This is a genomic window from Streptomyces sp. Q2, from assembly GCF_056820935.1.
In genome coordinates this window covers 48,245-62,483 of sequence record NZ_JBXEJE010000031.1, presented here as the reverse complement: position 1 = coordinate 62,483, position 14,239 = coordinate 48,245, and the positions used below count along the sequence as shown (strand labels likewise).

General features: G+C 66.8%; 14 protein-coding genes. 6 read left to right on the top strand and 8 right to left on the bottom strand.

The annotated features are described in order from the left end of the window. Positions 1–17: 17 nt before the first annotated feature. The 7 genes from ACWBNA_RS31390 to ACWBNA_RS31360 all read right to left on the bottom strand — a co-directional run bounded on the left by ACWBNA_RS31390 (position 18) and on the right by ACWBNA_RS31360 (position 6,661). The gene (locus ACWBNA_RS31390) at positions 18–944 is read right to left on the bottom strand and encodes a bifunctional transcriptional activator/DNA repair enzyme AdaA (protein WP_482707888.1); all 927 of its coding nucleotides are present in this window, start codon (positions 942–944) and stop codon (positions 18–20) included. Between the two features lie 5 nt (positions 945–949). Further along, positions 950–2,053 carry a 3-dehydroquinate synthase II family protein gene (locus tag ACWBNA_RS31385; RefSeq protein ID WP_482707887.1) on the bottom strand — a complete coding sequence of 368 codons (1,104 nt, stop codon included), beginning with the start codon at positions 2,051–2,053 and terminating at the stop codon, positions 950–952. Then, the gene (locus ACWBNA_RS31380; RefSeq protein ID WP_482707886.1) at positions 2,050–2,868 is read right to left on the bottom strand and encodes a 2-amino-3,7-dideoxy-D-threo-hept-6-ulosonate synthase; all 819 of its coding nucleotides are present in this window, start codon (positions 2,866–2,868) and stop codon (positions 2,050–2,052) included. The genes ACWBNA_RS31385 and ACWBNA_RS31380 overlap by 4 nt, the downstream gene beginning before the upstream one ends. Positions 2,869–2,950: 82 nt before the next feature. Then, complete coding sequence (locus ACWBNA_RS31375; RefSeq protein ID WP_482707948.1) at positions 2,951–3,598, bottom strand: O-methyltransferase; 648 nt, start codon at positions 3,596–3,598, stop codon at positions 2,951–2,953. Positions 3,599–3,758: 160 nt separating this feature from the next. Next, the gene (locus ACWBNA_RS31370) at positions 3,759–4,385 is read right to left on the bottom strand and encodes a cupin domain-containing protein (RefSeq protein WP_482707885.1); all 627 of its coding nucleotides are present in this window, start codon (positions 4,383–4,385) and stop codon (positions 3,759–3,761) included. 45 nt (positions 4,386–4,430) lie between these two features. Continuing rightward, a complete protein-coding gene (locus tag ACWBNA_RS31365; protein ID WP_482707884.1) occupies positions 4,431–5,198 on the bottom strand; it encodes an SDR family NAD(P)-dependent oxidoreductase in 768 nt (255 codons plus the stop codon). Continuing rightward, complete coding sequence (locus tag ACWBNA_RS31360; protein ID WP_482707947.1) at positions 5,195–6,661, bottom strand: MFS transporter; 1,467 nt, start codon at positions 6,659–6,661, stop codon at positions 5,195–5,197. Before ACWBNA_RS31360 ends, ACWBNA_RS31365 begins: the two co-directional genes overlap by 4 nt. 191 nt (positions 6,662–6,852) lie before the next feature. Here ACWBNA_RS31360 and ACWBNA_RS31355 point away from each other — a divergent pair, with 191 nt between their 5' ends. The 5 genes from ACWBNA_RS31355 (at position 6,853) to ACWBNA_RS31335 (ending at position 11,981) form a co-directional block, all read left to right on the top strand. Continuing rightward, positions 6,853–8,535 (top strand): FAD-binding oxidoreductase, encoded by a 1,683-nt coding sequence (locus ACWBNA_RS31355; protein WP_482707883.1) that lies wholly within the window; start codon positions 6,853–6,855, stop codon positions 8,533–8,535. Between the two features lie 62 nt (positions 8,536–8,597). Beyond that, complete coding sequence (locus ACWBNA_RS31350; protein ID WP_482707882.1) at positions 8,598–9,185, top strand: RNA polymerase sigma factor; 588 nt, start codon at positions 8,598–8,600, stop codon at positions 9,183–9,185. After that, positions 9,182–9,991 (top strand): Ada metal-binding domain-containing protein, encoded by an 810-nt coding sequence (locus tag ACWBNA_RS31345; protein ID WP_482707881.1) that lies wholly within the window; start codon positions 9,182–9,184, stop codon positions 9,989–9,991. Before ACWBNA_RS31350 ends, ACWBNA_RS31345 begins: the two co-directional genes overlap by 4 nt. A gap of 33 nt (positions 9,992–10,024) precedes the next feature. Further along, a complete protein-coding gene (locus tag ACWBNA_RS31340) occupies positions 10,025–10,558 on the top strand; it encodes a methylated-DNA--[protein]-cysteine S-methyltransferase (RefSeq protein ID WP_482707880.1) in 534 nt (177 codons plus the stop codon). A gap of 190 nt (positions 10,559–10,748) precedes the next feature. Beyond that, entirely contained in the window at positions 10,749–11,981 is a 1,233-nt protein-coding gene (locus tag ACWBNA_RS31335) for a class I adenylate-forming enzyme family protein (RefSeq protein WP_482707879.1), read from the top strand. A 35-nt stretch (positions 11,982–12,016) separates the two neighbouring features. Here the strand turns inward: ACWBNA_RS31335 and ACWBNA_RS31330 are convergent, their stop codons facing one another. Continuing rightward, a complete protein-coding gene (locus ACWBNA_RS31330; RefSeq protein WP_482707878.1) occupies positions 12,017–12,892 on the bottom strand; it encodes an AfsR/SARP family transcriptional regulator in 876 nt (291 codons plus the stop codon). Between the two features lie 110 nt (positions 12,893–13,002). Between ACWBNA_RS31330 and ACWBNA_RS31325 the strand changes: the two genes are divergently transcribed. After that, complete coding sequence (locus ACWBNA_RS31325) at positions 13,003–14,238, top strand: MFS transporter (RefSeq protein ID WP_482707877.1); 1,236 nt, start codon at positions 13,003–13,005, stop codon at positions 14,236–14,238. Position 14,239 lies beyond the last annotated feature (1 nt).

Here is a 14,239-nt window from a genome sequence, read left to right as displayed (position 1 = left end):
TGCCTCTCCTGATTGGGCTACGGGGTCCGGGCCCGAGGGCTGAGGATCTTGCGCAGCCATCCCTCGAGTGCTCTTCTGCGGATGTCCGGGGGGAGTGCTGTACCGGTGGGTGGCGCGGTGTGCCGTATGGCATGCGCCAGGCGGCCGCCGAGTTTTGGGTCGGCCGTGAATACGGGGGCCGCTGAGTAGCAGGTACGTACGTGGCGTACGAGTGCGTCGCGGTCCGGGCCAGACAGCACGGAGCAGACGCCTGCAGCGGTCGCGGCGACGAGCAGGGGGCCGGATGCGTGTGTGACGACTGCGTAGTGGATGGGCACCCCTCGGCCGCCGTTCTTGAAGGCCGTGGGGGTCATGCCCAGCAGGTCCCGGGTCAGCGCGTAGAAGTTGCCGCTGGAGTTGAACCCGGATTGGTAGATGGCCTCTGTGACGGTGCGGGTGCGGGTGAGTGCGTGGCGCAGGTGTTCCGCCCGGCAGGCGATGGCATATGTCTTCGGGGTCACTCCGATCGTCGTGGTGAAGAGCCGGTGGAAGTGAAACCTGCTGAACCCGCTCAGTGCCGCGAGAGCGTCGAGGGAGCTTGTCTGCCCTGGCTGTTCCATGAGCCGGCAGGCGTGCACAGCGACCTGCTCGCCGACGGGGCGTCGCGTCCCGTCGGCGGGCCGGCAGCGCAGGCAGGGCCGGTAGCCGGCGTCCTGTGCCTCTTGCGGGCTGGCGAAGAAGACGGCGTTGTCGCGACGGGGGGTGCGGGCTCCGCAGGATGGACGACTGTAGACGCCCGTGGTCTGCACTCCGTAGAAGAAGGCTCCGTCGGCGCGCGGGTCGCGTCGCACCACAGCTGCCCACCGGGTCTCGTCGTCGGCGAGACCGCGTGGCCGCGCCCCTGGCGCGGGGGGCGGCGTGGGGCAGACGGCAGTGTGGGCTGTGGTGGCTGCCTGCTGCCCCACGCGGCTCACTTCTCCAGGCAGAACTCGCGGATCGGGTAGCCGACGTGCCGGTCGGCGACGGGCAGATACCCGAGCACTTTGTCGCCCGGCTTCAGTTCGGTGCTGTTGAGGACGCTGCCGCCCGGGCCCAGTACGCGCACGTGCCAGTCGTCCTGGAGGATCAGGTTGGCGGTGCGCCCGTCCGGTCCGATGGCGTCGATCGAGATCAGCGGACGGCTCTCGATCTTGACGCGGCCCACGGTCACCAGCCGTGTCTTGCCGTGGATGTCCACGGCAGTGATCTTGCTGCCGGACTTCAGCTCGCTCAGATAGTTGGTCCGTTCGTTCTGACCGAGGGTGTAGGAGTGGATCGCGCCTGCGTTGACGCGGAACGGCCTGGTCGGCATGTAGGGCAGCGGGTGCGTTTCGCTGACGCACAGGATCATGCCCTTGGAATGCGAGCCGACGAGGATGCCTTCGTCCTCACGGAAGTAGGTCGCCGTGTCCACACATGCCCGGTCTCCCATGCCCACGTGAGCCGTGGCGGTGACCTCCAGTTCGACCAGTTCCAGGTCCGGTACCCCGGTCTCGGCGGCCTGGCGCAGGGCAGTGACGTCACCGACGGCGGCGGGTGCCATCAGCACGCCGTCGGAGCCGAGTTCCAGGACGCCGAAGATGATCTCTGCTTCCTCGGTGTCCTGGGCCACCGTGATCAGGCTGCCCTCGGCCTTGGCCGCGGCGGCAATCACGATCTCCAGCGGGATCTTGGTCGGGTCGCGGAAGTAGAGCAGGCTCCACTTGTCTGTGCGGGCGGACTGGCAGGCATCCTCCAGCGTGTCCGCATCGATGATCTCGACGTACCGGCCGAACTCGACCTCCGGGTGACGCAGCGCCAGTTCGGCGGGCTCGCCGTGCTTGGCCGGCTCGACGATGACGACGTCGGCCGGGCCGAAGTCCTCGGGCAGCGTCTGTCCCTGCGGGAAGAGGACCTTGCGCACCGTGGGCGGCAGGTTCTCCAGGTCGGCGAGGTCGGCGGCGACGATGCCGTCTACGCGTGCGTGGAGTGCTTCCTCCACGACCGCGTCTTTGGCCGATCCGATGGTGCGTATGTCGATCCAGCTGAGCTTCACAGAGCACCTGCCATTCGCGAGGGGGGCGTGGGGACGAGGGAGCCACCGGGGCCATGGATGATCTCGGCGAGCTCAAGGACGGTGGCGCGGGGATTCGGGGAGCCGAACACCCGGCGCCCCACGGCGAGTCCCCGGCAGCCCGCCGACAGGGCCGCCGAGGTGAAGTCGGCCAGGCTGGAGGTGCCGGCACCACCCGCCACGATGATCGGCAGGGGTGAGTTCTCGACGACCTCAGCCATGCGCTCCGCAGGCGAGGCGAAGACCGTCTTGACGACGTCCACGCCGAGATCGGCGGCGATGTTGACGACGTGGGACAGCAGTTCGGGGTTGTGCGGGTCGGTGACGCGCGGTCCCCTCGGGTAGATCATGGCGAGCAGCGGCATGCTCCAGCGGTCGCAGGCGGCGGCGACAGCTCCGAGGTCGGCCAGCTGTTCGGCCTCGGTGTCGGCGCCGATGTTCACATGCACGCTCACTGCGTCGGCGCCCAGCCGGATGGCGTCTTCGACGTCACCGACGAGCACCTTGGCATCGGCGTCGGGGGCGTGCGCGGTGCTGGCGCTCAGGTGCACCAGCAAGGAGCACCCGTATGCGGCGAGGAGTTCGGGGGCTACCGCCCGGGCGCGGCCCTTGTGGACGACGATGCCGTCGGCGCCTCCGGTCACGACGTCATAGACGAGCTTTTCGAATCCACTGGCCGTGGCGACGGGGCCGTCGGACAGCGAATGGTCCAGGGGCACGAGCAGGAAGCGCCCGTCCCCGTGCCCGGACAGTCTGGCCAGGCGCATGGATTTTCCCGTGAGGGAGGTGGTCGTCATCAGGCACTCCCTTGTGCGACGGTGTGCGACGGTGCGGGGTGTGCGACTGCCGGCCCCAGGTCGTGGGGGAGCCAGCCAGGACTCAGGCCTTCTTGCGGACCAGTGACACGCCGTCACCGATCGGGAGAATGACTGCTTCGACGCGCGGGTCGCTGGCGACGTGGGCGTTGAACCGGCGCATGGGTGCGCCTTCGCCCTCGGGGTCGTCCACGACGGTCGAGAACCACAGGACGTTGTCGACGAGGATGACGCCGCCGGGGCGTATGCGCGGTACCAGTTCTTCGTAGTACGCGGTGTAGTTCTCCTTGTCCGCGTCGATGAACGCCAGATCCCAGTCGGGGGTCTTCGGAAGGGCCCGCAGCGTGTCCAGGGCCGGCCCGATCCGGAGTTCGATCCGGTCGGCCACGCCCGCCTTCTTCCACGCCTCCTGTGCGATGTCGGCCCACTCCTGGTTGACGTCACAGGTGAGGAGTCGGCCGTCGCTGGGCAGGCCCTTGGCGAAGGCCAGAGCCGAGTAGCCGGTGAACGTGCCGATCTCGATAACCGAACGGGCCGCCGTCATCTGAGTCAGGAACGTGAAAAGCGTGCCCTGGGGGGTCCCGATCTGCATACGCGACCGTTCCCCGACTTCGACCGTGCGCTCGATCAGATCTCGTTGGTACTCATCGACCGGACTGCTGTTTTCGACGATGTATTCATACAACGTCTCGGATACCAATTTCGGCCTCATGGAATTCAGCTTGGCATCGCCTGCACCAGAAGCACACCAGAACCGATACAGAGAAGCGGAATGGGAAAGTCCAGAAAAAATAAATGAGGCGGTGCGGGTCCGCCAGGGGACCCGCACCGCCTCATTTATTGATTATTCCACCGCTTTTTCAGCGAGACGGCTAGTAATGCCAGGCGGCCACTTCATCGGGGAGAGGTTCCAGCTCCGCGATCTCACTGGGCTTGCGGTGCATGTACTCGGGGTTGCAGCCCTGGTATCCGAGGAGGCGTGCCACCGGTGCCAGCGCGCCGAACAGGAGGCGCTGCACCGGCCAGGCGGGCGAGGTGAAACGCAGGACGTCCTGGAACTCAAGGGTGGTGACGGCCTGTTGGAGCAGGTGCGGCATCCCCTCCGGGGTGGTCTTCCCGTCTTGGGCAAGGCCGAAGAGCTGGCGCAGTACCAGCTGTTCGAACCGATCGGCCCTTCCCTTGAGTTCGCAGATGTGCCGGGACTCCTCGCCGCCGGCGTTCCACCAGCGGTGCTTGCTGCCCGGGGGTATCAGAATGCTCTGTCCCGGCTGGTCGAGCACCGTTTCGCGGCCGTCGACAGCGAAGGCGACACGCCCCCGGATCAGCGTGAACCGCTCCTCGCTGATGGGGTGGACATGGGCGCCGGACACGGCTCCGCCGGGCTGTACATAGACGTCCATGATGGTCTTCTCACCGCCGGTCTCCGCAGCGGGTGTCCTGATCACCACACGCTCGCGGCATCTCGGGTTCTCGTAGACCTCTCCTTGTCCGACAGTCATGCCAGTTCTCCCCTTTGTCGGGACGAGCGTGTCGCCCTCCGCCATTCAGAGCCGTGCGCCGCCGCTCACGTCGATGACCTGGCCGGTGACCCAGCGCGCTCGGTCGGACGCCAGGAAGACGATCACGTCTGCGACGTCATCCGGCTGCCCAACGCGGCGCAGAGCGGCCTGTTCGGAGACGAACCGCTCCGCCTCCGGGTTTCCCCGCAGCCAGCCCGCGTTGACGTCCGTGTCCACGGTTCCCGGAGAAACTGCATTTACCGTTATTCCGCGTGGACCGAGTTCTTGCGCCAGGGTGAGTGTCAGCGTGTTTAGCGCCCCTTTTGTCAGGCCGTAGGCCATGACTTCAGGGAAGGCCATCCGTGTCACGGCGGATGCCACATTAACGATGCTGGCCCCGTTCCGCAATCGCCCCAGACCCTGCTGAATCAAGAAGAAGGGAGCTCGTACGTTGACCGCGAACATTCGCTCGTAGTCCTCGAACTTGGTCTCTTCCAAGGTGGCGCGGACCGAGGTGGCCGCATTGTTGACCAGAATGTCGACCTGTGTGCCATCGGCAAAATCGGTGATGCTTTCGTCGACGGCGGACCAGAGCCGCTCCGGTCCGTCAGGCGCGGAGAAGTCGGCTTGCACGGCAAAGGCCGCGCCGCCCGCTGCCCTGATGTGGTCAACAACGTCGCTCGCCGCGCCGGCATCGGCTGTGTAGTGGACGGCGACCACGGCCCCTTGCTCCGCCAGCCGTTGGGCTGTCGCCCGGCCGATGCCCCGGCTGGCGCCCGTCACCACCGCGGTCTTCCCCTTGAGAGAAGTCATCGCGCATCTCCCTCGGCGGAGGTACGACCGCGTCCCAGGAACAGCCATACGAGAAGGGCCGAGACCAGTAGGAACGCGGACAGGACCAGGACTCCGGCGTGCAGGCCGCCGAGCATGGCGTCGGTCGGGGATTTTGTGGTCAGCGAGGCGGTCCGTGCCGAGATGACGGCACTGATGATGGGGATGCCCAGAGTGATGGCGATCTGCATGCTCATGGTGGTGAGACCGGTGGCCAGGCCCTGTTCGTCGTCCGGCAGCCCGGACGTAGCACTGACCATGTAGGAAACGAGGCTGTAGGCGTGTCCGAAGAAGCCCACAGCCAGTGCGATGAGAACGAGGATCACGCCCGTCGAAGAACTGTCGTTGAGCAGGAGCAGCACCCCGTACCCGATGCACTGGACCACCAGGGAGAGCGCCAGGACGGCCGGTGCTCCGATCTTGGCCAGCATGCGCGGGGCGATGGTGCCGCCCAGCACGGTCAACAGGCCGGGGAGTCCGATGACAACACCTGTCGTGAAGGCGGGGAAATCGAGCACCTTCTGCATGTACAGCGTCGTGGAGAAGGAGGTCGCCGTTGTCATGGCGATGGATGCGAACCCGCCGAAGTTGCCCCAGCGGACCGTACGCCGCTTCAACACCCTCACGGGCACCAGCGGGTTGGCACTTTTGAGCTCGATGAACCAGAACGTCACCAGGAGTGCTGCTGCCGCGGCCAACCAGACGTACACCTCCGAATGCCCCCAGCCCTGCTCACCGGCTGTCGTGATGCCGAAGACCAGAGCGAGCAGGCCGGCGGTGACCGTGGCGGCGCCGGGGACGTCCAGCCGGCTGCGGACGGCTGCCCGGCCTTCGGGGATGACGGCAAGCGTCCCGACCAACACGAGGACGGCCACCGGCACATTGATCAAGAAGGACCAGCGCCAGTTGAGGAGTTCGGTCAGCGCACCGCCCAGCAGTGCTCCCGCGCTGAATCCGCCGCCGAGCAGCGCACCGTTGAGGCCGAGCGCGCGTTGACGCAGCGGGCCTTCGGGAAAGGCGGTGGTCAACAGCGCAAGCGCGGACGGCACGGAGATGGCCGTGGCCACGCCCTGCGCCACCCGGGCGGCCAACAGGACGGCCGGGGACTGTGCCAGTCCGCCCACGAGCGACGCGGCGGCGAGCAGGGCGATGCCGATGAGGAACACCTTGCGGCGGCCCGATAGATCCGCGATGCGGCCGAACAGCAGAGTGAACCCCGCAGCCGGTAAGGCAAATCCCGTAGTGATCCACTGCAGCGTGTCCAGCGAGAAGCCGAGCGAGTCGCCGATGACCGGCAGGGAAACGGTCAAGATGGAGAAATCGGCGGCGAGCATGAACTGAGCGCCCAGCAGGACCGCCAGGGCCAGTTTCTGCTGGCCTGTCATGCGATCCGGTACGGCTGGAGCGCCGGCCCTGTCGCCGGTCATCTCCTCCAAGTCGGACATTTCGTCCCCTTCGTTTCGGTTGCCAGTCGCAGGTGGAACACCGTGCCCGCTCAGCCGGTTGCAGTGTGGGCAGCGAATTCGGTGGCAACATCCCGAGCGCTGCGAGGAGTTCTGGTGGCTAACGTCCCCGCCAGCCGTCATCGGCACGGCAGGCGATGGACCAGCGCGGCACCGAACGCGAAGGACAGCAGATGCGCATTCCGAAGAACACCGAGGGCCTGCGTCGGCGCAGTTTCCTGACGGCATCAGCCGGAGCGGGCACTGCTGCCTTGGCCTCAAGCCCTGCTTCCGCCATGTCACGCGAGGAGGGTGAAGCGGCGGCCGGCACGCCGCCGCTCGAGGTTGTCACGGCCTCGGACCACCGCTACGCCGATCTCGTGCGTGGCTGGAATCAGCGCTGGGTCGCCTCACCTGATGCCGTTCACCTCGTGCACACCCCTGCCCAGGCCCTCGAAGCCGTCCAGCAGGCGGTGCGCGCCAACCGGCGTCTGTCCGTGCGCAGCGGCGGCCACTGTTACGAGGATTTCGTCTTCCACCCGGCCACGGAGCTCGTGGTGGACTTGTCCGGCATGAGCCGTGTGTACTACGACTCCGGGCACCGGGCCTTTGCCGTCGAGTCAGGCGCGCGGCTGCTGGACGTGTACGAGACGCTCTACCTGAACTGGGGGGTCACTGTGCCTGCCGGGATCTGCTTCTCCGTAGGGGCCGGCGGACATGTCAGCGGCGGCGGCTGGGGCATGCTCTGCCGTCGGGACGGACTGGTAGTGGACCATTTGTACGGTGTGGAGATCGTGGTCGTCGACGCGTCCGGCACGGCGCGACTGGTCACCGCGACCCGGGAAGATGAGGGCGCCCTGCGCGACCTGTGGTGGGCCCACACCGGTGGGGGAGGCGGAAACTTCGGCGTGGTCACGCGTTACCTCTTCCGCAGTCCCGGAGCCTCCGGTGAGCCGGAACGTCTGCTGCCTGTGCCGCCGCGCAACGTTCTGCTCAGTGCGGTGTCCTGGTCCTGGGACGATCTCGACCGCCGTGACTTCGGCGCTCTGGTTGACAACTTCGGCCGCTGGCACGCGCAGCACCGCGCCCCCGCCGGCCCCTATGACGGGTTGTGCAGCTATCTCGTGCTGAGCCACCGCTCGGGGGGAACGGTCTCTTTGACAACTCAGATAGACGCCACGATCCCTGGTGCCGAGGCCCGCCTCGATGACTTCCTGGAGGCGATGGGGCGCGGAGTGCGGGCCCGTGCGACCGCTGCCGACAAACCTGCCGGCAAGCACCCGGCTTTGCCCGGCTTCGCCGCGCCCCGCCGCATCTCCTGGCTGCGCGCGACCCGCCTACTCGGCACGACCAACGCGTTGGTCAACGACCCCACCATGCACAGCGACTTCAAGTCTGCCTATCTGCGGGAGCCCTTCACCGAATCTCAGATCGAGGCGCTGTATCACCACTTGACGCAGGACAGCCGCGGCAATGCGACGGCGGGGCTCACCCTGAGTTCGTTCGGCGGGCAGGTCAACGCCGTGGCGCCCGATGCCACGGCGTCCGTACACCGCGACTCGGCGTTCAAAGCGCTGTGGGGGATCTTCTGGCCGGCTCCTGAGCAGGAGGCGGAGTGCCTTGCATGGATCCGTGCGTCCTACCGGGATGTCTTCGCCGAGACCGGTGGTGTGCCGGTCTCGGGCGGGTCCGCGGACGGCTGCTACGTCAACTATCCAGACGCCGATCTGAGCGACCCGCGCTGGAACACCTCGTCCGTGCCGTGGCACGAGCTCTACTACGGGGAAAACTATCCGCGGCTTCAGCGCATCAAGCAGACCTGGGACCCGGGCAACGTGTTCCGCCACAGCCAGTCGATTTCGCTGCCCGGCCGGTGAACGGCGCGCCCCCGCCGTCGGCCCGTGCAACCTTCTTCGAGACCATGGTGTTCTGAACTGTGATGGACGAGATGGCCGAGCAGCTGACCGAGCGCCTGGCAGTGGATTTGGACGACGGCTTCACGGAGCTGGTTCGCCTCCACGCCTCGGCGGTTCGCGCGTTCCTGTTCCGGGTCTGCGGATCCGCCGCAGAGGCGGACGACCTGGGACAGGACACATTCCTGCGCGCGTATACGGCGTTGCGGAGCTATCCACCGGATCGACGCCGGGCCCTGCGACCGCGGGCGTGGCTGATGACCATCGCCGCCAACGTGTGGCGTAACCACGTCCGCACCAGCGTGCGCCGTCCCGTGGGCGTCGCAGTCGTCGAAGACGCATGCCTGTCATGGCCAGACGAACGGCCGGGGCCGGAGGAACGTGCGTCGAACGCCGAGGACCGCGGACGCTTGGTCTCAGCGCTGACCCAGTTACCGGAGAACCCGAGAGTCGCTGTAGTCCTACGTCACGTGGTCGGTATGAGTTACGGAGAAATAGCCGAAGCCCAAGGGTGCCCGGTGGGAACCGTGAAGGCGCAGGTTTCGCGAGGCATCGGTAGCCTGCGCTTGCTACTGGAGACCAAGGATCCGCCCTCGAGGGAGGTGCTGAAGTGAGTGCGAACAACGAAGGCCTCCCGCCTTCGGAAGCCGAGGTGGAGAGCGCGCTGGCCGATCTCACGTCTCCCGCGCCGCTGGACTTCGGGCTGCGGGTACTACGGCACGTGGGCATCCCGGAGGACCGCTACGACAGTTACGTGCGGCTGAAGACAGACGCCGGCGGACTGTATGTCGCCTTCAGTCCGCATGCCGTCACCGGCGCCATGCTGGAGACGACGGTCGTGAGTACCGACATGTTCGAGGAGCTTCACTGGAGCCGGACCGGGCGAACGGCGATTCGCTGCACCGTGCCGTTCCCAGGACTGCGTACCGCCCTACGGACCGGACGAGCCAAGAATCTGGCGATCGATCTGGGTGCTCTGCCCGCCGAGCAGCGCGCAGTCCTGGAAGCGGTACGAAGCGTCCCCAGGGGACAGTTGCGCCCGACGAGCTGGATCATCAGGGAGGCCGACGTCGGCGATGACGTCGACGTGGTCGAGGCTCTGCGGCGCAACCCGGTGATGTTTCTCGTGCCCTGCCACCGGGTCACCCTTGAGGACGGTGCACCATGCGACGCCGCATACCTGCCCGGCACCGGTCGCGCACTGCGTTCCGCCGAGGGCATCGACATGGAACGACTCGCGGAATTCGGACGACGTGGAGCCGTACTGCTGGGCAGCGACACGACCCGTATCTATTGCCATCCCACCTGTGCTCACGCCCGCCGCATCACGCCGCCACATCAGCGCCCGTTCCACAGCGCGACCGAGGCCCATGAAGCGGGCTACCGGGCCTGCCGTGTCTGCCGCCCCGTCAGCGTGTGACGGCTGATGCGATGTCATACCGAGGAGTCCACGATGTCCACCACCGAGCAGGTCTCGCTCATCCGTCACCTCACGCCTGTGGGCGCGCTGACGCTCGCCGCGTCGGACGATGCCCTGCTCTACTGCGCGTTCGGCGAGCCTGATGAGGTGCGCCGACGCCTTGGCAGCGCCGCGGCCGGACCGGGAGACGAGGCCACCAGCACTCCGGGGTCTCAATCGCTCCTGGAAGAGGCCCGTGCCCAGCTCGACGCCTACCTCAGCGGCAGGCTGCGGACGTTTTCGCTGCCTGTCGACTGGCGGCTGGCCTCGCCTTTCGTCCGCCAGACCGTCACTGCCCTGGACAGCTTCGCGCCCTACGGCCGGACGGGCACCTACGGCGACCTCGCGTCACGGTTGAACCGGCCGGGAGCGGCCCGGGCAGTAGGACGTGCTCTGGGCGCGAACCCCGTTTGCGTGATCGCGCCCTGCCATCGGGTCATCGCTGCCTCCGGCAACCTCAGCGGGTATGCAGGCGGCGCCTCGGCCAAGCAGTTCCTCCTCGACCTGGAGACGCGCGGCCGCTCCTGAGAGCGGCTGCCCTCTGACGGACCGTGGGTTCAATTCCCCCGCGCCCTCGGTCCCCCTGCGGGCCGTCTGCTCCCGCCTCCCATGGCGGGAGCAGACGGCCCGCTCATCGGCTCTGCAACCGTTCGCCCCGCTCCGGTGTTCTGCTGAGTGCAGCATGATCCGGACAACGGACAAGGGAGCGAATAACGCCGTGCGCGACACTTCCGCTGACACCCCCGACTGGTGGGGATCCCCCCTCCTGGCCCGGCACCCCGCTTCTGCCCCTTGGGCACAGAGTGGCCGCACAGTGACATACGGGCAACTCCGCACGCAGACCGACGACTTAAGGCGGCTGTTCGTCTCCTACGGCATCCGTCCCGGATCCACCGTCGCTCTGCGCGGCGTGCCCAGTTTTTCTCAGTTGTGGTCCGTGTTCGCCTTGTGGTCGCTCGGAGCCCAGGTCCTGCTCATGAGTCCGGAGACACGCGGCCGTGAGCTCGCGGGGCTCCTCGACGGATGCCGCCCCCAGTTCTTCGTGTCCTTCGGCACCGTCGGTCCGGGCCTAAGTGTCTTCCACGACGAGTGCGAAATCTACGTCAGGCGCCTGCTCGGAGGGCGCCCCGCGACCACCGATCACTGCCTGATCCAATTCACATCCGGCAGCACGGGTTTCGCCAAGCCGGTGGGGCGTACTGCACAGTCGCTGCAGGCCGAGCTCGACGCCTTCCGCCGGATCGGCGGCATGCCTCAGCGCACTTCCCGCGTACTAGTCGTAGGACCGCTCACGCACTCCTTCAATCTCATCGGTGGCCTTCTCCACAACATGGATGTCGGGGCCACGACCGTCTTCCCGCGCAGCACCTCCCTGCCCGCCCTCTTGCGCGCCGCGATCCGCTCGAGGGCCGACACCATCTGGGGAGCGACTGGTCACTTCACCCGGCTGGCAAGGGGCGGCCGTCCCTTGCGGATCCCTGGCCTACGGCATGCCGTCGCAGGCGGTGCCCGGCTGGATGACCGTGTGTACACGGCGTTCGCGGAACGCTACGGGGTGCGAATAGGGCAGGCTTACGGCACCACAGAGACCGGGATCATCGCCGCAGATCCGACAGGCTGGTTCGGGCCGGGCACGGTGGGGATGATCGCGCCGGGCGTACAGGTCCGCCTGATGGGCGGGGAACTGCAGGTCCGTGTAGAAGGCAGCCCGTATGTGGATGCCGCAGCCACTACCGCGGGCTTCTTCCGCGAGAACCCCGGAGACGGGTCGGGCTGGCTGCGGACACGCGACCGTGCTTCGTTCGAGCCGGCCAACGGGGCGCTGCGCATTACCGGACGGATCGATCCACTGACCGATCGCGAGCCGCTGACCCAGGGCCTCGACCATGCCCTGCTGGCCGCTCGGACCGCGGGACGGACGCTCACCCGCAGCGGGAAGCCTTCGTCCTGACCAGGTGATGGCCGTGGCCCGCTGGGCAGGGGGCACTACCGCACCGTCAGCGTCGCGCCACCTGATTGACGCGGGTGCACCGAGGCCATGCCGAGCTCGGCGGAGTTGAGAAGGCGACGCTGCAGTTGTTGCACAGCAGCACTGGGTTCTATACCCAGCTCGGATACCAGATTCAGCCGCAGTCGGTTGAAAACCTCAAGGGCCCGCGCCCGGCCTCCTGATATCCCGAGGGCGCGCATGTATTGAAAATGCAGCCCTTCATGCAGCGGGTTCTCGACTACGGAAACCGACAGGTCCGAGATCGCTTCATGATATTGGCCGGCAGATATTCTTGCATCCGAAAGCGCTTCTATTACTCCAATGCGCGAATCATGCAGCTGACGTCTCTGGGCTTCCAATGCGGGCCCTGTCACAACGTCCACAAAAGCAGGTCCGCGCCAGACAGACAAGGCGCTCGAGAGCACATCGATACCGTGCGCCAATTCACCACTACGCAGGAATTTGCGCCCCTCTTCCGACAGGCTGGCATACCGCCGGTAGTCAAAACCGATCATGGTGTCGCTGATGGCATATCCGCCGGGGCGCGTAACCAGCAGCTCCTTTGCGACGGTTCGCCGGGGTAGGCCCGAAGCCTGGGCCAAAAACTGCCTGACCTGCAGAACGTAGGTATGGAGGTTCCGCAGAGCGCTGGTCGGCGGCGTCTCACCCCATACCTCTCGCACTAAGGAGGCGGCGGATATCAGCGCACCGGCATTTCCGCCGAGAACAGCAAGAACTGTCCTGGGTTTAGGAGCCAGATCGACATAGCCGAAGCGCCCATCTCCGGAAACAATCAAGGAACCCAGTACACAGATATCCATCAAATTCTCCCCGTGAGGTACAACAACCTTGAGCGGCATCCCGAGGTTCAAGACTCTCCAAAAAAACTTTACATCAACAGGAAACTAAAACGAACACCGATCAACAATTGGCTGAAAATCGACCACCCATCAAAAAACCGGTCAGCTGAATTTTTTTCGCCGTGCAACCGGGAGGCCATATCCGGTGTTTCCGGAGCGATGAGAAGAAATCCTCACTCCGAACGGAGTCGACTTCCCGAGGCGAACGCTGCGTGAACAGGGGCGTCTCAGGGTTCCGGTGGGCCGCTGCCCTCGGCAACGCTGACTGGTACATCACGGGGCCACTCATTGCCGCGCTGGTGACTGCCTGGCGGACGGATGTGGCCGCCGTCACCGCCGGCATCGCCTCCTACTCCCTCGGCTATGGCTGTGCACTACCAGCCTGGGGGATCGCAGCCGATCGCTACGGCCCCCACCGATGCCTCCGTCTGGGGCTGCTGCTCGCCACGGCCGCCTCCGCCAGTTCCGCCCTCTGCCCGGGGCCCGCATGGTGGGTCGGCCTACGCATGGCCACGGGCGCTGCCTTCGCCGCGGTCACCCCGTGTGTGTCTCTCTCCTGCGAGTCAGCCAGCTCGTCGCGGGAGCGGCACAGTGTCTTCGCCAGCGTGACGGCCGTTACCGCGGCAACCGCGGTGGCCACTCCCCTGGTAGCCGCACTCGTCATCCGTGCCGGGTCGTGGCGGTCGGCTTTCGTACTCGTCGCCTTGTTTGCGGGAGTCACGGCATGCCGACTGCGTACCATTCCCCGGGCTCGTCCCTCGGCCCCGCACCGAAGCCCGGGCCCCACGTACGGCGGAGAACCGGCTCGGGCCTACGCCACGGCGTACTGGATCGTGGTCGGCATCGGCGCCGCCGAGGGCACAGCACTGCTCACCCTTCCTGCTCTGCTGGCGCCGTCGCTCACCCTGTCCGGCGCGCGGACAGAGACCTTTCTCGCGCCGGCCCTTTACGCCGTCGGAGTGCTGGGGAGCATGGCCCTGCTCGACCGCCACTGCCGCATCTGGGCACCAAGGAGGCTCCTCGGCATCGGCGGTGCAACTGGGGCCACTGGCGCCGGTTTGGCCGCTACCTTGCCCGGCTCGCCCGCCCTGCTGTCCTGCGCCCTTCTGCTCGGCGCTGCGTGGGGCTATCTGCACACGACGTTGCAGACCTGGTTGCCTCGACTCCTGCCGCCGGCGGCGCGGGCGCGTGCCGCCTCGCTGTTCGCCGCCTCGGCGATGCTCACCAGCTCTCTGACGATCATGCTTGGCACGCACTTGCTCCAAGAAGGGCTCCGTACAGCAGTATTCAGCGGGGGTGCCCTCGCATGCGCCGGCCTGACCTGCCTGACGAGGACTGTGGGTCGCCAGTGGACATGAC